Consider the following 19830-nt stretch of genomic DNA (forward strand, 5'->3'; position numbering starts at 1 on the left):
GCCCGCACGTTCACCGGGACGGGTTTCGGCCCGCAGATCTAGAACACGTTCTAGTCTTGGCTGCATGGGATTTCTCAAACCTCAACTGCCCGTAGTCGACTTCCCGGAGTGGAGCAAGGGCACGCGCAGCGAGAAGATCCGGCCGATGGCCCGGCACTGGGCGGAGGTGGGTTTCGGCACCCCGGTGGTGCTGCACCTGTTCTACGTGCTCAAGATCGGCCTGTACATCCTGGGCGCCTGGCTGTTCGCGCTGACCACCACCGGCATCGACGGATTCACCGAGGTGCGGCAGTGGTGGAGCGAACCGATCGTGTTCGAGAAGGTCGTGCTCTACACGATGCTGTTCGAGGTGATCGGCCTGGGCTGCGGCTTCGGCCCGCTCAACAACCGCTTCTTCCCGCCGATGGGATCCATCCTGTACTGGTTGCGGCCCGGCACCATTCGGCTGCCACCGTGGCCGGGGCGCATACCGCTGACCTCGGGCACCGCCCGCACCCCCCTGGACGCAGCCCTCTACGCGGCCCTGCTGGTGCTGCTGCTGGTGGCGCTGGTCTCCGACGGCACGGGCGCCATCGCCGCACTGCGCACCGAGATCGGGGTGCTGCCGCACTGGCAGATCGTGGCGATTCTGGCGGTGCTGGCGGTGCTCGGCCTGCGCGACAAGGTGATCTTCCTGGCCGCCCGCGGCGAGGTCTACGCGGCGCTGGCCGCGGCGTTCCTGTTCACCGGTGCCGACATGATCATCGCGGCCAAGGCGATCTTCATGGTGATCTGGGTGGGCGCGGCCACCTCCAAGCTCAACCGGCACTTCCCGTTCGTGATCTCGACGATGATGAGCAACAACCCGCTGATCCGGCCGAAGGCCCTCAAACGCGCCTTCTTCAAGAACTTCCCCGACGACCTGCGCCCCGGCGGGCCGTCGAAGGCGCTGGCGCACGTGAGCACCGCGATCGAGATGCTGGCGCCGCTGCCGCTGTTCTTCTGTCACGGTGGCCTGCCCACCGCCATCGCGGCCACCGTGATGGTCGCCTTCCATCTGGGCATCCTCGCGGCCATTCCGATGGGCGTGCCGCTGGAATGGAACGTCTTCATGATTTTCGGGGTGTTGTCGCTGTTCGTCGCACACGCCGACCTGGGACTGTCCGACATCACCGATCCGCTGCCGGTGGCACTGCTGTTCGCCGTCAGCGCCGGCACCGTAGTGCTGGGAAACCTGTTCCCGCAGAAGATCTCGTTCCTGCCCGGGATGCGGTACTACGCCGGTAACTGGGACACCACGCTGTGGTGCCTGACGCCGTCCGCCGAAGAGAAGATCGCGCGGGGAATCGTCGCGATCGCCAGCATGCCCGCCGCGCAGCTGGAACGTTTCTACGGCAGCCCCGAGGCCGCCCAAATCCCGATCTACATGGGCTACGCCTTCCGGGGGTTCAACACCCACGGCCGGGCGCTGTTCAGCCTGGCGCACCGGGCGATGGCCGACGGCGACGAGAGCGACTACTCGCTGACCGACGGGGAGCGGATCTGTTCGACGGCGGTGGGCTGGAACTTCGGCGACGGCCACATGACCAATGAGCAGCTGATCGAGGCGTTGCAGCAGCGCTGCGGCTTCGAGCCCGGGGAGGTGCGGGTGGTGATCCTGGACGCCCAGCCGATCCACCGGCAGACGCAGACCTACCGGCTGGTGGACGCGGCCACCGGCGAGTTCGAGCGCGGCCACGTCAAGGTGGCGGACATGGTGCAGCTGCAGCCCTGGCAGGACGACCTGCGCATCTACGTCGACGGCGCCGCCGGGGTGTGACCCAGATAACTGGTACAACCAGTTGACCAGTATGGTCGCGCTGTCCCACCATGGAGCCCATGGAGCCCATGGACCTTGCACCGATCTCGCGGACCGCGCTGTCCGACACGATCTTCGTGCGCCTCGTCGAGGAGATCCTGACCGGACGCCTGCCGGCCGGTGAGGCACTGCCCTCCGAGCGGGAACTGGCGCTGACCCTGCAGGTCAACCGCCACGCCGTGCGCGAAGCCCTCAAACGGCTGCAGCAGGCGGGACTGGTCCGGATCAGTCACGGCGGCAAGACCCGGGTGCTCGACTGGCGCCAAAGCGCCGGGCTGGATGCCCTGACCGGGCTGGCTGTGGCCGGGGCGATCCCCACCCGCCAGATCATCGGCGACGTCGCGGTGATGCGGCGCTCCATCGCCGCAGACGCCGCCCGGCTGTGCGCGCGCAACGCCTCCCCGCAGCAACGGGCCGCGATCAGTGCAGCCGCGGCGGCCTACCCGGTCGCCGACGACCTCAACGCCCTCGCCGAGGCCGACCTGGCGTTCTGGATCGCCGTTATTGACGGCTCAGAAAATATCGCGTACCGGCTCGCCCTCAACACCCTCGTCGCGGCGTACGAGGAGATGGGCCGCGACGCCATCTACGCGCTCGGGCTCGCCGAGTTCGCCGACCGCAACGCCCACATCGACCTGGCCGCCGCCATCGCGGCCGCCGACGAGGACGCGGCCTACCGCCTTGCCGATGAGTTGCTGGCCCGGTTCGTCACGGCCTGCCAGGCCGGCGCCCAGGAAGGGGAGTAGCTCCCATGTTCGACCTCATCGCACACGCCATTCCGGTCTTCGTGCTCTGCCTGACCCTGGAAGCCGTGTCGTTCGCCGTGCGGCCCGACGACGACGAGCTCGGTTACGAACTGCGCGACACCGGCACCAGTCTGGCGATGGGCATCGGCAACGTCATCATCAACATCGGGTGGAAGCTGGCCGTGCTGGCCATCTTCAGCGCGGCCTACCTGCTGGCACCCGTCCACCTGCCCGCGGCCAACCCGCTGACCTGGATCGCGCTGTTCGTCGCCGACGACTTCGCCTACTACTGGTACCACCGGACCCACCACACCATCCGGGTGTTCTGGGCCAGCCACGTGGTGCACCACTCCAGCCGGCACTACAACCTGTCCACGGCCCTGCGCCAGACCTGGACGCCGTTCACCTCGGTGCCGTTCTGGATCCTGCTGGCGTTCGCCGGATTCGCCCCGTGGATGATCCTGCTCCAGCAGTCCGTCAGCCTGCTCTACCAGTTCTTCATTCACACCGAACGCGTCGGCAAGCTCTGGCGGCCCCTCGAATTCGTCTTCAACACCCCGTCGCATCACCGGGTGCACCACGGCGCCAACCCCAGCTACCTCGACAAGAACTACGGGGGAATCCTGATCGTGTGGGATCGGCTGTTCGGCACCTTCGAGCCCGAGAACGAGCCGGCCGTCTACGGCTTGACCAAGAACATCGACACGTTCAACCCGGTGCGAGTGGCCACCCACGAGTACGTCGCGATCTGGCGCGACATCCGCGCGGCGCGCAGCTGGCGTGCGGTGTTCGGCCACCTGTTCCGCGGCCCGGGATGGCAGCCCGCCGGCTAGGTGCCGGGCACCCACTCGTCGTAGAACGGCGGCATCTGTGAGGCCCGAGCACTGAAGTGCGGGGCACGCTTTTCCAGGAAGGCGCGCACGCCGTCGGCGCCGTCACCGATGCTGGTGTAGAACATCGCCAGCGAGTCGACCCGGTGCGCCTCCACCGGATCGGGCTGGGCGGAGTTGCGGTAGAGCATCTGGCGGATCAGCGCGAAGGAGACCGGCGAGCGGCCCTTGGTCCAGGCGTCGGCCAGCGCCCGCGCCTCGGCCAAAAGTGTCTCCGGTTGGTGAACTGCCTGGGCGATCCCGCAGCCGTGTGCGGCCTCGGCGTCGAGGATGTCGGCGCGATACAGCAGATCCAGGGCCGTCGGCATGCCCACGATCCGCGGCAGGAACCACGTCGAGCAGGCCTCCGGGGTGATGCCCAATTTCCCGAACACCAACCCGAACCGTGCCTTGGTGGAAAACAGCCGGGCGTCCATGGCCAGCATCATGGTGGCGCCGATCCCGACCGCGGCGCCGTTGACCGCGGCGATCACCGGCTTGCGGCAGCCATAGATCGCCAGCGTCACCCGTCCGCCGGTGTCGCGCACCCGCACCAGTTCGGGATCGTCGAGGTCGGCCATGTCGGCCAGTGCCGGCGACTTGGACTCGTCGAGACCGAACACGTTGCCGGAGCTGGACAGGTCCATGCCGGCGCAGAACGCGCGTCCGGAGCCGGTGACGATCACCGCGCGGACATCGTCGTTGTCGTTGACGTCGATGAAGGTGCGTTCCAACTCGTCGGCCATCTCGACGGTGAACGCGTTGAGATTGTCCGGCCGGTGCAGATACACGGTGAGAATGCCGTCTTCGACCTCGTGTCGCAGCGTGGTGAAGTCCATCAGGCAAGGCTAATGCGCCGGCTTACGCGCCGAGTGTGCGTCCAGGGCGAGAATCAGGTGAAAATCCCGCCCTGGACGCACACTCGGCGAGTTGTCGTTACACCCCGGCCCGGACCTGCTGGGCCGCGGCGACCATGTTGGCCAGTGAAGCGGTCACCTCGTCGGGCTTGCGGGTCTTCAACCCGCAATCCGGGTTGACCCACAGACGCTGCGCGGGCACGGCGCCCAGTGCCTCACGCAGCGACACCGCCATCTCGTCGGCGCTGGGCACCCGCGGCGAGTGGATGTCGTAGACCCCGGGGCCGACTTCGTTGGCGAACCCGATCGCGTTGAGGTCGTCGAGCACCTCCATGTGCGAGCGCGCCGCCTCGATCGAGGTGACGTCGGCGTCCAGGTCGGCGATCGCGCCGATCACCTCACCGAACTCCGAGTAGCACAGGTGGGTGTGGATCTGGGTCGCATCCGAGACACCTGACGTCGCCAGCCGGAAAGCGCCGACCGCCCACTCCAGGTAGGCCGCTTTGTCGGCGTCGCGCAGCGGCAGCAGCTCGCGCAGGGCGGGCTCGTCGACCTGGATCACCGCGATACCGGCGGCCTCCAGATCGAGCGTCTCCTCCCGGATCGCCAAGGCCACCTGGTAGGCGGTGTCGGCCAGCGGCTGGTCGTCGCGCACGAACGACCAGGCCAGGATGGTCACCGGGCCGGTGAGCATGCCCTTGACCGGCTTGTCGGTCAGCGACTGGGCGTAGGTCGCCCACTGCACCGTCATCGGCTTGGGCCGGGTGACGTCGCCGAACAGCACCGGCGGACGGACACAGCGACTGCCGTAGGACTGCACCCAGCCGTTGCGGGTGGCGAAGAAGCCCTCCAGCTGCTCGGCGAAGTACTGCACCATGTCGTTGCGCTCCGGCTCGCCGTGCACCAGAACGTCGAGGCCCAGATCCTCCTGCAGCTTGATGACGGCAGCGACTTCGGCCTTCATCCGCTCGATGTACTGCACCTGGTCGATCTCGCCGGCCGCCAACGCCGCACGGGCCTTGCGGATCTCGACGGTCTGCGGGAACGAGCCGATGGTGGTGGTGGGCAGCGGCGGCAGGTGCAGCCGCGCCTCCTGAGCGGCGCGGCGTGCCTGCGCCGAACCGCGCCGGGTGCCGGCCGCCCTGATCTCGGCGATCTGCGCGCGCAGCGCGGCATTGTTCAGGCGCGGGTCGGACGTGCGGGAGGCGACCGCGGCGTCGGACGCGGCGATCTCCTCGGCCACGGCATCCGGGCCGTCGCGCAGGGCACGCGCCAGGGTGGCCACCTCGCTCACCTTCTCCGCGCCGAACGCCAGCCAACTGCGCAGCGCCTCGTCCAATCCGGACTCGGGTTCCAACGAGTACGGCACGTGCAGCGTCGAGCACGACGTCGATACCGCAACGGCCGCCGCACTGCCTCGCAGCGATACCAGGGTGGCCAGCGCCGCCCGCAGGTCGGTGCGCCAGATGTTGCGGCCGTCGACGATGCCGGCCACCAGAGTCTTGGATGCCAGCTCCGGCACCGGCGCCACGGTGCTCGGGCCGTAGACCAGGTCCACCCCGATGGCCTCGACCGGCGTGCGGGCCAGCGCCGCCAGCCCCGCACCGGGGTCACCGAAGTAGGTGGCCACGAAGATCGACGGCCGGTTGCTCAGCCCGCCGAGCCGGTTGTAGACCTGCTCGGCCAGCGCGGGCGCGTCGGCGCAGATGTCGGTCACCAGCACCGGCTCGTCGATCTGCACCCACTGCGCCCCGGCGTCGGCCAGCGCGCCCAGCAGTTCGGCGTAGACCTCGGTGAGCTCGTCCAGGCGGGAGATCGGTGCCGGCGCACCGTCGACAGCCTTGGACAGCAGCAGGAAGGTGACCGGACCGATGATCACGGGCCGGGCCACGTTTCCGCCGATGCCCTGCACTTGTGCCTCGGCGAGCTCGGCCAGCACCTTGGCCGGGTTCAGCCTGAACGTTGTGTCCGGGCCGATCTCGGCAACGATGTAGTGGTAGTTGGTGTCGAACCACTTGGTCATCTCCAGCGGTGCAATGTCCGAGGTGCCCCGGGCTGCGGCGAAGTAGCGGTCCAGCTCGTCGGTCACGCCGGCCACCCGGGCGGGGAGTGCGCCCAGCAGCACCGCCGTGTCGAGCATCTGGTCGTAGTAGGAGAACGTGTTCACCGGCACCGAGTCCAGGCCGGCGGCGGTCAGCTGAGCCCAGGCGTCGCGGCGCAGTCCGGCGGCCACATGGCGCAGCTCGTCCTGGTTGATCCGGCCGGCCCAGTAACTTTCGGTGGCGCGTTTGAGCTCGCGTCGAGGTCCGATGCGCGGGGAGCCGATGACGGTGGCGGTAAAGGGGTGAGCGTTCACGAGTTGATCCTTCGATTGCAGGGTGGATCACCGCCGGCAGTTGTCCAGCCAATCCGGTCCCATGCAATTTAACGCAATAAAACCCTCAAAACCAGACGCCCATTCCGCGGGGCGATGATCCGCTGGGCGCGGCGCGCCCAGCACAACAGGCAGGTATTCGGACTCGCAGGCACGCACCGAAGTGCTCCTAATGGCCGTCGCTTCCCAGTCGGTGGACCAGTGCTTTGTGACGGCGGTCGTTCCTGCATACCGCTGCGGGACAGTCCCGGATTCTCACCGGGTTCCCTCTCGCGCCCGACGGAAAACCGCCGTGCGCTCGATGCCGAAGCCGCCGTGAGGCGGCGCCGGCAAACCAGTTGCAGGACCGAGATTACTCGGCGTGCTGGGCCGCGAGCGCCTGCGGGATCGGCGTGTGGCCGTCGTTGAAATCGATGGTGCGCCCAGTGGTCGACGCGTCGGCCAGGCAGGCCGCGATCACTTGGGCGACGTTGCCGCGCGACACCTGACCCCTGCCCGTGCCCACGTCGATGCGGCCGGTCGGCTCCTCGAGCGTCAGCCGGCTCGGCCCCAGCACCGTCCAGTCCAGGTCGCTGGCGCGCAGGTGGGCGTCGGCGGCGGCTTTGGCCTGCGCATACGGAAAGAACGAGTCGCCTTCGGGAACACCGTGGTTGGGACCGGCGCCGAAGTAGGACACCATGATGAACCGCCGCACCCCGGCCTTGGCGGCGGCGTCGATGGTGCGGATCGCGGCGTCGCGGTCCACGGCGTAGGTCCGCGCCGGATTGCCGCCGCCGGCACCCGCGGAGAACACCACCGCGTCGTGACCGGCCAGCAGCTCGGCCAGCGCGTCGGTGTCGAGGTGCTCGATGTCGGCCACCACCGGGTGCGCCCCGGTCGCCGCGACCTCATCGGCGTGCTCGGGGTTGCGGAACACCGAAGTGACCTGATTGCCGCGGGCGCTCAGGATGGGGGCGAGCAGCAGGGCGACCTTGCCGTGGCCACCGATGATCACGATGCGAGCCATGGGAGCGACGCTACCGGGCGGCGGACGCCGCGACACCGGCGCGACGACTCAGCCGCCCGGACCGTCGGCCATTTGAGCAGGGAGCCGGCGTCGACGCGGATGTGCTGGCCGGTGATGAAGCGCGCGTCGTCACTGGCCAGGAACACCCCGGGATTGGCCATGTCCTCGGGCTCCACGCAGGGGATCGGCATCGCCTGGAAGGGCGTGAACAGCGGCTCGGCATCCTCGCGGGTGGCCTTCTTGCCCGCGGCGGTCAGGTCCGGGCGGAACATGGAGTACATGCCGTCGTTCTGCAGCAGGTGGGTGTTGCAGTTGGTGGGGTGAATGGCGTTGACCCGGATCATCCGGGGCGCCAGATACAGCGAAATCTGGTTTGACGTACTCCATGACGATGCGCTTGCTCCACCCGTAGCCGGTGCCGCCCGGTCGCGTGTTCGGGTTGTCGGTGGTTCCCCGGATCATGCCCGCGGTCGAGCCCGTGACGATGACGGATGCGCCGTCGGGAAGATGTGGAATGGCAACGGCCACAGTGTTAATCACGCCCACCAGGGTCCCGTGGGCAGCTTGGCGGCCGGTCCAAAGCCGTCACGGCGTCGGTTCCGGTCTACTTCAGCCGCTCCGATGAGCAGTGACCCAGGTCGACATCGCGGGCCTGCTCCCGCAGTGCGCCGACGGTGAGCCGGACAAGCACGGCCGGCCTGAAGCGCGCCACTACAACTTCGAGCCGACGTTCATCATGTGGGGGCTGCAGGACCTGCACCTGGAGTTCGATCCGGTCGGCTGACCAAGCGATGGCCACCCCCCTTCGGGTGGCGGCGACGGGCTGGTTGACAATCGAGGTCAATCACACCTCGTTGAATGAAGGAGCACCATGGCTGAAGCCGTCATTGTGGAAGCGGTGCGTTCGCCAGTCGGCAAGCGCAACGGTGGACTGTCGGGGGTGCACCCCGCGGAGCTGTCCGCCCAGGTGCTCAACGGCCTGGTCACGCGGGCCGGTGTGGACCCGGCGCTCGTCGACGATGTGATCTGGGGCTGCGTCATGCAGGCCGGTGAGCAGGCGCTGGACATCGGCCGGACCGCCGTGCTCAGCGCGGGCTGGCCCGAGAGCGTCCCCGCGGTGACGGTGGACCGCCAGTGTGGGTCGAGCCAGCAGTCGGTGCACTTCGCCGCAGCCGGCGTGATCGCCGGACACTACGACGTCGTCGTGGCCGGTGGGGTCGAGTCGATGTCGCGGACCCCGATGGGCTCCTCGCTGGCCAACGGCGGCCGGCCCTACGGCGAATCCTTCAAGGCGCGCTACGAGCAGACCCCCAACCAGGGCATCGGTGCCGAGATGATGGCCACCAAGTGGGGCCTGAGCCGTACCGCGCTCGACGAGTTCGCGCTGGCATCGCACGAAAAGGCCGCTGCCGCCCAGGACGCGGGCGCCTTCAAGGACGAGATCGTCTCGATCACCGACCCCGAGGGCAACGTCATCAGCGAAGACGAAGGCATCCGCCGCGGCACCACCTTGGAGAAGATGGGCCAGCTCAAGCCCGCCTTCAAAGAGGACGGCGTGATCCACGCCGGCAACTCCAGCCAGATCTCCGACGGCTCGGCGGCGCTGTTGTTCATGTCGGCGGAGAAGGCCAAGGAGCTGGGCCTGACCCCGCTGGCCCGGGTGCACACCGCGACGCTGGCCGGCTCCGACCCGGTGATGATGCTGTCCGCGCCGATCCCGGCCACGCAGAAGGCACTGCAGCGGTCCGGCCTGAGCGTCGACGACATCGGGGCCTTCGAGGTCAACGAGGCGTTCGCCCCGGTGCCCATGGCCTGGCTCGCCGACATCGGTGCCGACCCGAAGAAGCTCAACCCCAACGGCGGGGCGATCGCGCTGGGCCACCCGCTCGGCGGTTCCGGTGCCCGGATCATGACCACGCTGCTGTACCACATGCGCGCCAACGGGATTCGCTACGGCCTGCAGACCATGTGCGAGGGCGGCGGGCAGGCCAACGCCACCATTCTGGAGCTGCTGTGAGTGACGCGGCCGTTCTGGTAGAGCGGCGCGGCAACGTACTGCTGGTCACGATCAACCGGCCCGAGGCGCGCAACGCGATCAACGGCGCGGTGAGCCAGGGCGTCGGGGACGCCTTGGAGCTGGCGCAGAATGACGACGAGGTGCGCGCGGTGGTGCTCACCGGTGCCGGCGACAAGTCGTTCAGTGCCGGCGCCGATCTCAAGGCGATCGCCAACCGGGAGAACATCTACCACTCCGAACACCCGGAATGGGGTTTCGCCGGGTACGTGCAGCACTTCATCGACAAGCCGACCATCGCCGCGGTCAACGGCACCGCCCTGGGCGGCGGCACCGAGCTGGCGCTGGCCAGCGACCTGGTGATCGCCGAGCAGCGCGCCCAGTTCGGGCTGCCCGAGGTCAAGCGGGGCCTGGTCGCCGGGGCGGGTGGGGTGTTCCGCATCGTCGACCAACTGCCCCGCAAGGTGGCCCTGGAACTGCTCTACACCGGGGAGCCGATCTCAGCGGCCGATGCGGCCCGGTGGGGATTGGTCAACCAGGTGGTGGAGGACGGCAAAGCCCTCGAAGCCGCACTCGAGCTGGCCGAACGCATCACGGTGAACGCACCGCTGTCGGTGCGGGCCACCAAGCGGATCGCCTACGGGGTCGATGACGGCGTCATCGTCGACGAGGTGGCCGCCTGGGCCAGGACCGGCCGGGAGTTCGCCACGGTGCTGCGCAGCGAGGACGCCAAGGAGGGCCCCCGGGCGTTCGCCGAGAAGCGTGCCCCGGTGTGGAAGGCGCGTTGAGCGACCGGCCACAGCCGCTGCTGATCCCCATCGGGGGCCACGCGCCGCAGCTGCACCCGGAGGCCTGGGTTGCCCCCAACGCCAGCCTGATCGGCCAGGTTCGCCTGGCCGATCGGGCGAGCGTCTGGTACTCGGCGACATTGCGCGCCGAGGTCGAACCGATCGAGATCGGTGCGGAGTCCAACATCCAGGACGGCGTGACCGTCCACGTCGACCCGCAGTTCCCGGTACGGGTGGGTGAGCGGGTCAGTGTCGGGCACAACGCGGTGCTGCACGGCTGCACCATTGAGGACGACTGCCTGATCGGCATGGGCGCGATCGTCCTCAACGGTGCCGTCGTGGGGGAGGGCTCGCTGGTCGCGGCGGGTGCCGTCGTCCCGCAGGGGATGGTGGTGCCGCCCCGGTCCCTGGTCGCGGGGGTGCCGGGACGGGTGCGGCGGGAACTCAGCGATGCCGAGGTCGCCAACAATCGGCTCAACGCCGCGGCCTACCGGCACCTGACCGAAGTACACCGGGCGAACTAGCGCATTTAGGCCACCGGCCGCCGTTTCGCCGCTACGTTTTAGGGACGTTGCTCAACCCGCCGCTGAGGGGACGTCCTCGTATGACTCAGATCAGTCCAACCCGACCCGGCCTGCTGCGCGAGATCACCCATATCATCACCAGGGTTGCCCCGCCCTACCACGAACCTCGGGTCGTGGTGCAGCGTCGTCGCGCCGTGGTCGCGGTGGTGGTGCTGATCGGCGCAGCGGTACTGAGCGCTATGCACAGCAAACTTCCCGGCGACCCGGCGTTCTACTGGTTGTCGCTGGTGCTGGCCGCGGTCTGGTCGGTCGGGGCGGTGGTGGCCGGGCCGCTGCACCTGGGGGTGTTGCGGTTCCGCGGGCGCAATGAGCGGCCGGTGTTCACCGGCACCGGGGTGGGTCTGGTGCTCGGCGGAGTGTTCCTGCTGGGCGGGATTGCGGTGCAAGAGATTCCGCCGCTGGCCGATCAGGTGGTGGCGATCCTGGCCTACACCACCGAGGTCTCCTGGCGGCTGGTGGTGCTGATCGCGATCGTCAACGCGATCGCCGAAGAGATCTTCTTCCGCGGCGCGTTGTTCAGCGCCTTCGGTCGCCGCTCCCCGATGGTGTTCTCCACCCTGCTCTACGTTGCGGCGATGATGGCCGCGGGCAACCTCATGGTGGGGGTGGCCGCACTGGTGCTCGGCAGCGTCTGCGCCATGGAGCGCCGCGCCACCGGCGGGGTGCTGGCGCCGGTGTTGACCCACCTGGTCTGGGGACTGGTGATGGTGCTGGCACTGCCGCCGCTGTTCGGGATGTAGCCCCTGCGGTCAGGAGTCGGTGAAGTTGGCCGAGCGCCGCTCCTGAAACGCCCGCGCTCCCTCGCGGAAGTCGTGGTTGTTCAACAGGATTGACTGCCCGACGTATTCCCGGTCCAGGGCCGCGTTCAGCTCGGTCAAGGTGGCGGCGTTGACGGCGTGCTTGGTCTTGGCCAGCGCCACGGCGGGGCCGGCCAGCAAGCGGCCCAGCAGCTTGTCCACCTCGGCGTCGAACTCCTCGGCCGGGTACACCGCGGAGACCAGCCCCCACTCCAGGGCTTCGGCCGCCGACAGTCGTTCGGCCAGCAGCGCCAGCCGCATGGCACGGGTCCGGCCGACCGCCGCGGCCACCAGCGCTGAGGCGCCGCCGTCGGGCATCAGCCCGATCTTGGTGAACGCCAACAGGAAAAAGGCCTTGTCGGAGGCCACGATCAGGTCGCAGGCCAGGGCCAGCGACACCCCGACTCCGGCGGCCGGGCCCTGCACCACCGCCACCACGGGGCGCGGCAGCGCGACGATCGCCCGGATCGCGCGGTTGGCCTCGACGATGATCTCCGTGGGCAGCTCGTCGGCCGCGTCCTCGGCACCGATCCCCGCTCCGGAGCTGAACCCGCGCCCCGCCCCGCCCAGGCGCACCGCCCGCACCCGCGGGTCGCGGGCGGCCGCCTCCATGGCGTCGGCGATCCCGGCCAGAACTCCGGTGGTCACCGAGTTGAGGCTGTCGGGGCGGTCGATGGTCACCGCGAGCACCCCGTCGGTCAGGGTGACGGACACACCCGCCACCGGAGCCAGGGTGTCGATGCCGGAGTCGATTGCTGTCATGGCCCTCACCTTAGGATGCTGATCACACAGGCTTACGACGAGGAGGCAGAAATGGCGGGACCACTGGCGGGACTGCGGGTCATTGAGCTGGCCGGGATCGGTCCGGGACCGCACGCGGCGATGATCCTCGGCGACCTGGGTGCCGACGTGGTCCGGGTGGATCGGCCGCCGAAATTCGGTGGCGGGCCCAGCAAGGACGCCATGCTGCGCAACCGCCGCTCGGTGACCGCGGACCTGAAGTCGCCGGAAGGCCGCGACCTGGTGCTGCAGCTGGTCGCCAAAGCCGATGTGCTGATCGAGGGTTTCCGGCCGGGTGTCACCGAGCGCCTCGGCCTGGGCCCCGAGGACTGCGCCAAGGTCAACGAACGGCTCATCTACGGCCGCATGACCGGCTGGGGGCAGACCGGCCCGCGTGCCCAGCAGGCCGGCCACGACATCAACTACATCTCGCTGACCGGGGTGTTGCACGCCATCGGCCGCCACGGTGAGCGCCCGGTTCCGCCGCTGAACCTGGCCGGCGACTTCGGCGGGGGATCGATGTTCCTGCTGGTCGGCATTCTGGCCGCGCTGTGGGAGCGGCAGACCTCCGGCAAGGGTCAGGTGATCGATGCGGCGATGGTCGACGGGGCCAGCGTGCTCTCGGCGATGATGTGGAGCTTCCGGTCGCAGGGCATGTGGAGCGACGAGCGCGGTGTGAACATGCTCGACACCGGAGCGCCCTACTACGACACCTACGAATGCTCCGACGGCAAGTACATGTCCGTGGGCGCCATCGAGCCGCAGTTCTATGCCGAACTGCTGGCCAAGCTCGAACTGGACCCGGCCGAGTTGCCGGCGCAGAACGACGTCAGCGGCTGGCCGCAGTTGCGGGCGAAGCTGACCGAGGCGTTCGCCGCCCACGACCGGGACCACTGGACGGCGGTGTTCGCCGGCTCGGACGCCTGCGTGGCTCCGGTGCTGGCCTTCAACGAGGTCGAGTCTGATTCGCACATCGCCGAACGCAACACCTTCTACGACGTCAACGGTTATCTTCAGCCGATGCCCGCGCCGCGGTTCTCCCGCAGCGCGCCCGGCACCCCGACGCCGCCGGCCGTTCTGGGAGCCGACAACGAGTCCATCCTGAACGACTGGGTATAGTCCCGACCAACCAGACGGTTGGGACTGAGAGGGGCCAAGAGAGTGCAGATCAAGGACGCGGTAGCCGTTGTCACCGGCGGTGCTTCCGGGTTGGGTTTGGCGACCGCCAAGCGCCTGCTGGACGCCGGCGGGCTGGTTGTGGTGATCGACCTCAAGGGTGCGGACGTCGTCGCCGAGCTCGGTGACCGGGCTCGCTTCGTGGAGGCCAACGTGGCCGACCCCGAGGCCGTCACCGCCGCCCTGGACGTCGCGGAATCGCTCGGCCCGGTGCGGATCAACGTCAACTGCGCCGGCATCGGCAACGCGATCAAGACGCTGAGCAAGGACGGCGCGTTCCCGCTGGACGCCTTCACCAAGATCATCCAGGTGAACCTGATCGGCACGTTCAACGTCCTGCGGCTCTCGGCCGAGCGGATCGCCAAGACCGAGCCGATCAACGGCGAGCGCGGTGTCATCATCAACACCGCCTCGGTGGCGGCGTTCGAGGGCCAGATCGGCCAGGCGGCCTACTCGGCGTCCAAGGGCGGCGTGGTCGGCATGACGCTGCCGATCGCCCGGGACCTGTCGCGGGAACTGATCCGGGTCTGCACCATCGCACCGGGCCTGTTCAAGACCCCGCTGCTGGGATCGCTGCCCGAGGAGGCGCAGAAGTCGCTCGGTGCGCAGGTGCCGCACCCGTCGCGGCTCGGTGACCCCGACGAGTACGGGGCCCTGGCCGAGCACATCATCAACAACCCGATGCTCAACGGCGAGGTCATCCGCCTCGACGGTGCGATCCGGATGGCCCCCAGGTAAGGAGTGAGATGAGCATCAAAACGAAGTTCACCGAGGCGTTCGGCGTCGAGCACCCCATCGCCCAGGGCGGCATGCAGTGGGTGGGTCGCGCGGAGTTGGTGGCAGCCGTCGCCAATGCCGGGGGATTGGGTTTCCTCACCGCGCTCACCCAGCCGACTCCGGCTGATCTGGCCAACGAGATCGCCAAGACCCGGGATCTCACCGACAAGCCGTTCGGGGTGAACCTGACCATCCTGCCGGCGATCAACCCGCCGCCCTACGACGAGTACCGGCAGGTCATCGTCGACGCCGGCATCAAGATCGTCGAGACGGCCGGCTCCAACCCCGCGCCGCACCTGCCGATGTTCCACGACAACGGCATCAAGGTGCTGCACAAGTGCACCTCGGTGCGGCACGCCGTCAAGGCGCAGAGCCTCGGCGTGGACGGCATCAGCATCGACGGGTTCGAGTGCGCCGGACACCCCGGTGAAGACGACGTTCCCGGCCTGGTGCTGATCCCGGCTGCCGCCGCGCAGATCGAGATCCCGATGATCGCCTCCGGCGGCTTCGCCGACGCCCGCGGCCTGGTCGCGGCGCTGGCCCTGGGTGCCGACGGCATCAACATGGGCTCGCGGTTCATGTGCACCGTGGAGTCCTGCATCCACCAGAACGTCAAGGAAGCGATCGTCGCCGGTGACGAGCGCGGCACCGAGTTGATCTTCCGGTCGCTGCACAACACCGCCCGGGTGGCCAGCAACGTGGTGTCGCGTGAAGTGGTCGACATCCTCAACAAGGGCGGCCAGTTCCCCGACGTGCAGGAACTGGTGGCGGGCGTGCGCGGCCGCCGCGTCTTCGACGAGGGCGACATCGACGCCGGCATCTGGACCGTCGGTACCGCGATGGGCCTGATCAACGACATTCCGACCGTCGACGAGCTGGTCTCGCGGATCGTGTCGGAAGCCGAGGAGATCATCCTGGGACGTCTGGGCGAGATGGTCGTTGAGGACGACGACGCGGAGAACGTCGCCTAACAGCGACACCCGGGGACTGCTGCTTTACCAGCGCCGAACGTGTAACCAGGGCGGGATTTGGACCGATTTTCCGCCCTGGTTACACGTTCGGCGTTGTCGTTGAGATGGTTGCCCGCAGGTTGCTGGGGCTGGGCCGCGCCGGGCGCTCGATCAGCGCATCCCGCAGCGGGGCCTGAGTAAAAGAGAAATGGCTCGACTCACAGTTGGCGCCCGATCTCAGCGGAGCGGGGGCCGTCGCGCGATGGGCGCAACAGGGAGCGGCGCCGCTGTCGCGGCGCCGGTCACTTAACTGGCGAGCAGATGAAAGTCGTCGAACTGCTCCGAGGTGTCACCCTCGACGAGGAAATCGCCGTGGTACAGAGCCTCGAAATCGACCTTGATTACGTCGGCACTTGAGTCGTCGATCCACATGGCCCTGAGCCTATGGGTCACTATTAAGGAATCATTGAGTCACGTTTCGGGAAATGGTGGCAATACTACTGACGGGTAGGGTTTGCCGGCGCCCCGCCGAGACTGCTCGAGTAGTCCGCCCGGATCGGTGCGCCCGGCCCCGCGGCGGCGGGCTAGGGTGGCTGGCATGAGCGCACCGGGCAACCTGGACAACCCGCTGTTCGCCCGGATCTGGACCTTCATGTCGAGCCGGGAGACCGAATGGCTGCGCGACCGGCGCCGGGAGAATCTGGCCGGCCTGTCCGGGCGTGTGCTGGAGGTCGGCGCGGGCACCGGAAGCAACTTCGGCTTTTACCCCGAGACCGTGACCGAGGTGGTGGCCGCCGAGCCCGAGTCGCGGTTGCGGGATGCCGCCGCAGCGGCCGCGACGTCCGCGCCGGTGCCGGTCACCGTACTGGCCAGCACCGTCGAGGCCCTGGGCGCCGGCGAGCCCTTCGACGCGATCGTGTGCTCCCTGGTCCTGTGCTCGGTCGACCGTCCCGAGGACGTGCTGCGCCAGCTGTTCGCGTTGCTGAAGCCCGGCGGCGAGCTGCGCTACTTCGAGCACGTCGCCAGTGCCGGGGCACGCGGCCGGCTGCAGCGGGTGGCCGACGCCACCTTCTGGCCCCGGCTGTTCGGCAACTGCCACACCCACCGCCACACCGAGCAGATGATCACCGCAGCCGGATTCGTCGTCACGGAGTCGCGGCGCGGGCACCAATTCCCGGCCTGGGCGCCGGTTCCGGTGTCGGAGTTCGCACTGGGCTCGGCTAGCCGCACGGCCTGAGCGCGCCTCAGCGCAGCAGGAACGGCAACCGCTGCGCCATGCCCGGCAGCGCCGCCGAGGCGGTCGTGAGCAGGTGCACCGTGGCCCGCTCGGACAGCGGCGTGGGCTCGGGGTTCACCTGGACGACGGTCTTGCCCAGGTCCAGTGCCCGTTCGGGCAGGCTGGCCGCCGGATAGACCACCCCGGAGGTGCCGACCACGACCATGACGTCGCAGTTGTCGACGGCCTCAACCGCGGCGTTCCACGGCCCGTCGGGCAGGTCCTCGCCGAACCACACGACGTCGGGGCGGATCAAGCCGCCGCACTCGCACTGCGGCGGCATGATCTCGAGCACTGGCTCCGCCAGCTCGGGTAGCTGCGTGTCGTGCGGTTGATGGCAGTCCGAGCAGCGGAAGGTGAACATCCGGCCGTGCAGATGGTGCACCGTGGAACTGCCGCCGCGCTCGTGCAGGTTGTCGACGTTCTGGGTGATGATCTGGACCTCGGCGTGCTGTTCCCAGTCCGCGATCGCGGTATGGCCCAGGTTCGGCTCATAGCGGCGGGCCAGCTGGCAGCGCCACACATACCAACCCCACACCAGTTCGGGGTGCCGGTTCCAGCCGTCGATGCTGGACACCTCGTAGGGGTCGTACTGCGACCAGAGTCCATTCTCGTCATCGCGGAACGTAGGTATCCCGCTCTCCGCTGAGATCCCTGCGCCACTGAACACCACCACCCGCACGCCACCAACATAGCGGGATACTGGCCGAATGGACTTCTCGGACATGCTGAAGATCGACTCGGACCACGACGGGCCGCTGTTCGAGCAGATCAGGGTGCAGCTGATCGAGGCGGTCCGGGCCGGATCGCTGCCGGCAGGCACCCGGTTGCCCACGGTGCGCGACCTGGCGGGCCAACTGGGCCTGGCGGTCAACACCGTCGCGCGGGCCTACCGCGAGCTGGAGTCCGGCGGTGTTGTCGAAACCCGCGGCCGCTTCGGCACTTTCGTGGCCAGCACCGATCCGGCCGACGCGGCGATGGCACAGGCCGCGGGTGCATTCGCCGCCGCGGCCCGCGCGGTCGGACTGGATAAGGCCCAGGCCCTGCGCTACCTCGACGCCGCGTTCGACGGCGCCGGGGCGAGTTAGCCGAACTCCAGCAGAGTCAGCGACGGGCGCACATCGGCCAGCGACCGCAACCGGTAGGCAGCGGGCAGCAGCGTGTTGAACAGCAGGCCCCGGCCCCGCGGCAGCTGCAGATCGTGCACGGCCCGCACCCCCGGCACGGTGTCCACCAGCTTGGCGCTGGCAGCCGCGGACAGCGTGAACGGCATTGCCGGCGCCCGGTAACGCAGCGAGGTCGGCACGCCCTGGCGCATCAGCCAGCCGAACCACGACGGGGGGAGGTCGAAGACCATCCGGCCGCCGGGAAAGCGGCGGGCGCATTCGGCGATCAGGCCCAGCGCCTCGTCGGGCTGCAGGTACATCAGCAGGCCCTCGGCGGTGATGAACACGCCGTCGGAGGTGTCGACCAGGTCCATCCAGCTGTAGTCCAGCGCGGACTGGGCGCAGACCGACACCCGTTGCTCCTTGGGGAGCAGCCGTTCGCGGATCGCGATGACCGGTGGCAGATCGACGGTGAGCCAACGGAATTGCGGATCCGAGATGGCCTCGCTCAGGCGCCAGAAGCTGGTCTGCAGGCCCTCGGCCAGGGCCACCACGGTGCCCGTCGGGTGTTGGCGAAGAAAGCGCAGGGCCTGCGTGTCGATGCCCAGCGCACGCAGGGGGATGTCCTGGCGGGTGGTGCCGAACTTCGCGAAGTCGAAGTCGATCGAATCCACCAGTCGCACCGCCATCGGATCGTTGAGGATCCGGTCGGGCCGGCGGGCCTCGTTCGCCCGCGCGTTCAAAGTCAGCAGCGCTGTTTCCGATACCCCGGTCAGGGTGACTTTCTGTGCCTCGCCCACCTGCGCGACCTTACCGGTCGGCGGAGTCGAGCACCTTGTGCACAGTGCGCAGGTTGCGGGTCGTGGTGGCCGATTGGTAGCGCTTGGCCCCCATCGTCTTACCCACGGGGCTGGTCAAGGTGTCGCCCTTGGGGACCTGCCAGTAGACCACCCCGTCCCCGAGGGTGATCTTCTCGTCGCCGTCGGTGAGCTCGGCCAGTTCGGCCAGCACCGCGTCGTCGGCGACGAAGGTGACATAGGACTGCAGGCCGGGATCCACGGCGTCGAACGGGTACGCGGCCACGATCTCGCGGACCGTGTCGACGTCGTAGACCAGCACCCAGGCCTGGTAGTCGAAGCGCTGCCGCAGCGCGGATTCGGCGGTGGCCCGCACCGCGGCGGCTTTGGCGGGCGAGTCCAGCAGTACGTTGCCGCTGGCGAGCAGGGTGCGGACCTCGTCGAATCCGGCGTCGCGCAGCGCCGCGGCGACGTCGGGCATCTTGAGCTTGATCCCGCCGACGTTCACGCCGCGCAGAAACAGCGCATACCGGCTCATGCGGCCTACTCCAATCCTCCGAAGAACACGGGCAACGGCCCGGCGCGTCGGTACGCTTCGATCATGGGGCGCCAGGTGTTCGACGACAAGTTGCTGGCCGTGATCAGCGGGAACTCGCTGGGAGTGCTGGCCACCCTCAAGCGCGACGGGCGCCCGCAGCTGTCCAACGTGCAGTACCACTTCGATCCGCGGGCCCTCACCGTGCAGGTGTCGGTCACCGAGCCGCGGGCCAAGACCCGCAACCTGCGCCGCGACTCCCGTGCGTCGCTCCTGGTCAGCTCCGATGACGGCTGGTCCTATGCCGTCGCCGAGGGGGATGCCCAGCTGACACCGCCGGCCGGCGCCCCCGACGACGACACCGTCGAGGCGCTGGTCGAGTTGTACCGCAGCATCGCCGGAGAGCATCCGGACTGGGACGACTACCGCCAGGCCATGGTGACCGACCGGCGGGTGCTGCTGACCCTGCCTATCCACCACCTCTACGGCATGCCCCCCGGCGTGCGCTGAGGCCAGGTTTGGCCGAGACAGGCTGCGCCGGTCCGGGGATCACCGCTAGGC

The 19830-nt window shown here is 68.7% G+C and carries 22 protein-coding genes, 1 pseudogene and 1 riboswitch; of the genes and pseudogenes, 14 read left to right on the plus strand and 9 right to left on the minus strand.

From position 1 onward, the window contains the following. Nucleotides 1-64 precede the first annotated feature (64 nt). The 3 genes from G6N14_RS03175 to G6N14_RS03185 are packed head-to-tail and all read left to right on the plus strand — an operon-like array spanning nt 65 to nt 3416. A complete protein-coding gene (locus G6N14_RS03175; RefSeq protein ID WP_085137030.1) occupies nt 65-1798 on the plus strand; it encodes a DUF3556 domain-containing protein in 1734 nt (577 codons plus the stop codon). Nucleotides 1799-1857: 59 nt separating this feature from the next. Beyond that, on the plus strand, nt 1858-2583 hold the full coding sequence (locus G6N14_RS03180; protein ID WP_234809014.1) for a FadR/GntR family transcriptional regulator: 726 nt from the start codon (nt 1858-1860) through the stop codon (nt 2581-2583). A 5-nt stretch (nt 2584-2588) separates the two neighbouring features. Continuing rightward, on the plus strand, nt 2589-3416 hold the full coding sequence (locus tag G6N14_RS03185; RefSeq protein ID WP_085137032.1) for a sterol desaturase family protein: 828 nt from the start codon (nt 2589-2591) through the stop codon (nt 3414-3416). On the opposite strand, the gene G6N14_RS03190 is transcribed toward G6N14_RS03185, so the two are convergent. The 4 genes and pseudogenes from G6N14_RS03190 to G6N14_RS03205 form a co-directional block, all read right to left on the minus strand. Continuing rightward, the gene (locus G6N14_RS03190; protein WP_085137034.1) at nt 3413-4291 is read right to left on the minus strand and encodes a crotonase/enoyl-CoA hydratase family protein; all 879 of its coding nucleotides are present in this window, start codon (nt 4289-4291) and stop codon (nt 3413-3415) included. The genes G6N14_RS03185 and G6N14_RS03190 overlap by 4 nt on opposite strands. A gap of 97 nt (nt 4292-4388) precedes the next feature. Then, entirely contained in the window at nt 4389-6686 is a 2298-nt protein-coding gene (metE, locus tag G6N14_RS03195) for a 5-methyltetrahydropteroyltriglutamate--homocysteine S-methyltransferase (RefSeq protein ID WP_275986557.1), read from the minus strand. A 110-nt stretch (nt 6687-6796) separates the two neighbouring features. Next, a riboswitch (cobalamin riboswitch) is annotated at nt 6797-6989 on the minus strand. A gap of 46 nt (nt 6990-7035) precedes the next feature. After that, nucleotides 7036-7689, minus strand: coding sequence for an SDR family oxidoreductase (locus G6N14_RS03200; RefSeq protein WP_085137038.1), 654 nt, complete (start codon nt 7687-7689; stop codon nt 7036-7038). A 48-nt stretch (nt 7690-7737) separates the two neighbouring features. Continuing rightward, nucleotides 7738-8238, minus strand: a pseudogene (locus G6N14_RS03205) (SDR family oxidoreductase); the annotation flags it as partial. 79 nt (nt 8239-8317) lie between these two features. On the opposite strand from G6N14_RS03205, the gene G6N14_RS03210 reads away from it, so the two are divergent. From G6N14_RS03210 to G6N14_RS03230, 5 genes are all read left to right on the plus strand, one after another. After that, the gene (locus G6N14_RS03210; protein WP_163787037.1) at nt 8318-8473 is read left to right on the plus strand and encodes a hypothetical protein; all 156 of its coding nucleotides are present in this window, start codon (nt 8318-8320) and stop codon (nt 8471-8473) included. Between the two features lie 87 nt (nt 8474-8560). Next, nucleotides 8561-9706, plus strand: coding sequence for a thiolase family protein (locus G6N14_RS03215; protein ID WP_046319824.1), 1146 nt, complete (start codon nt 8561-8563; stop codon nt 9704-9706). Continuing rightward, on the plus strand, nt 9703-10491 hold the full coding sequence (locus G6N14_RS03220; RefSeq protein ID WP_085137040.1) for a crotonase/enoyl-CoA hydratase family protein: 789 nt from the start codon (nt 9703-9705) through the stop codon (nt 10489-10491). The genes G6N14_RS03215 and G6N14_RS03220 overlap by 4 nt, the downstream gene beginning before the upstream one ends. After that, nucleotides 10488-11015: a gamma carbonic anhydrase family protein gene (locus G6N14_RS03225; protein ID WP_085137155.1), complete on the plus strand. Its 528-nt coding sequence runs from the start codon at nt 10488-10490 to the stop codon at nt 11013-11015. Before G6N14_RS03220 ends, G6N14_RS03225 begins: the two co-directional genes overlap by 4 nt. Nucleotides 11016-11095: 80 nt before the next feature. Further along, a complete protein-coding gene (locus G6N14_RS03230) occupies nt 11096-11815 on the plus strand; it encodes a CPBP family intramembrane glutamic endopeptidase (RefSeq protein WP_085137042.1) in 720 nt (239 codons plus the stop codon). A gap of 9 nt (nt 11816-11824) precedes the next feature. On the opposite strand, the gene G6N14_RS03235 is transcribed toward G6N14_RS03230, so the two are convergent. Further along, a complete protein-coding gene (locus tag G6N14_RS03235; protein ID WP_085137044.1) occupies nt 11825-12634 on the minus strand; it encodes an enoyl-CoA hydratase in 810 nt (269 codons plus the stop codon). Between the two features lie 51 nt (nt 12635-12685). On the opposite strand from G6N14_RS03235, the gene G6N14_RS03240 reads away from it, so the two are divergent. From G6N14_RS03240 to G6N14_RS03250, 3 genes are read left to right on the plus strand one after another with little or no spacing between them, the layout of a single operon-like run. Beyond that, entirely contained in the window at nt 12686-13771 is a 1086-nt protein-coding gene (locus tag G6N14_RS03240; protein ID WP_085137156.1) for a CaiB/BaiF CoA transferase family protein, read from the plus strand. 42 nt (nt 13772-13813) lie between these two features. After that, nucleotides 13814-14566, plus strand: coding sequence for a 3-hydroxyacyl-CoA dehydrogenase (locus G6N14_RS03245; protein ID WP_085137046.1), 753 nt, complete (start codon nt 13814-13816; stop codon nt 14564-14566). 8 nt (nt 14567-14574) lie between these two features. After that, the gene (locus G6N14_RS03250; protein WP_085137048.1) at nt 14575-15576 is read left to right on the plus strand and encodes an NAD(P)H-dependent flavin oxidoreductase; all 1002 of its coding nucleotides are present in this window, start codon (nt 14575-14577) and stop codon (nt 15574-15576) included. 285 nt (nt 15577-15861) lie between these two features. On the opposite strand, the gene G6N14_RS21180 is transcribed toward G6N14_RS03250, so the two are convergent. Further along, complete coding sequence (locus G6N14_RS21180; protein ID WP_109559908.1) at nt 15862-15987, minus strand: hypothetical protein; 126 nt, start codon at nt 15985-15987, stop codon at nt 15862-15864. A gap of 166 nt (nt 15988-16153) precedes the next feature. On the opposite strand from G6N14_RS21180, the gene G6N14_RS03255 reads away from it, so the two are divergent. Next, nucleotides 16154-16792 carry a class I SAM-dependent methyltransferase gene (locus G6N14_RS03255; RefSeq protein ID WP_085137158.1) on the plus strand — a complete coding sequence of 213 codons (639 nt, stop codon included), beginning with the start codon at nt 16154-16156 and terminating at the stop codon, nt 16790-16792. A 7-nt stretch (nt 16793-16799) separates the two neighbouring features. Here the strand turns inward: G6N14_RS03255 and G6N14_RS03260 are convergent, their stop codons facing one another. Continuing rightward, nucleotides 16800-17513 carry an SIR2 family NAD-dependent protein deacylase gene (locus G6N14_RS03260; protein ID WP_085137050.1) on the minus strand — a complete coding sequence of 238 codons (714 nt, stop codon included), beginning with the start codon at nt 17511-17513 and terminating at the stop codon, nt 16800-16802. Nucleotides 17514-17541: 28 nt separating this feature from the next. Between G6N14_RS03260 and G6N14_RS03265 the strand changes: the two genes are divergently transcribed. Next, on the plus strand, nt 17542-17919 hold the full coding sequence (locus tag G6N14_RS03265) for an Rv1152 family transcriptional regulator (RefSeq protein WP_085137052.1): 378 nt from the start codon (nt 17542-17544) through the stop codon (nt 17917-17919). On the opposite strand, the gene G6N14_RS03270 is transcribed toward G6N14_RS03265, so the two are convergent. Then, nucleotides 17916-18737 (minus strand): class I SAM-dependent methyltransferase, encoded by an 822-nt coding sequence (locus G6N14_RS03270; RefSeq protein WP_085137054.1) that lies wholly within the window; start codon nt 18735-18737, stop codon nt 17916-17918. The genes G6N14_RS03265 and G6N14_RS03270 overlap by 4 nt on opposite strands. Before the next feature lie 10 nt (nt 18738-18747). Then, a complete protein-coding gene (locus G6N14_RS03275; protein ID WP_085137056.1) occupies nt 18748-19272 on the minus strand; it encodes a DUF1697 domain-containing protein in 525 nt (174 codons plus the stop codon). A 63-nt stretch (nt 19273-19335) separates the two neighbouring features. On the opposite strand from G6N14_RS03275, the gene G6N14_RS03280 reads away from it, so the two are divergent. Further along, nucleotides 19336-19779, plus strand: coding sequence for a PPOX class F420-dependent oxidoreductase (locus tag G6N14_RS03280; RefSeq protein ID WP_085137058.1), 444 nt, complete (start codon nt 19336-19338; stop codon nt 19777-19779). Nucleotides 19780-19830: the final 51 nt, after the last annotated feature.

The organism is Mycolicibacter hiberniae, assembly GCF_010729485.1.
GTDB classification, from domain to species: Bacteria; Actinomycetota; Actinomycetes; order Mycobacteriales; family Mycobacteriaceae; genus Mycobacterium; species Mycobacterium hiberniae.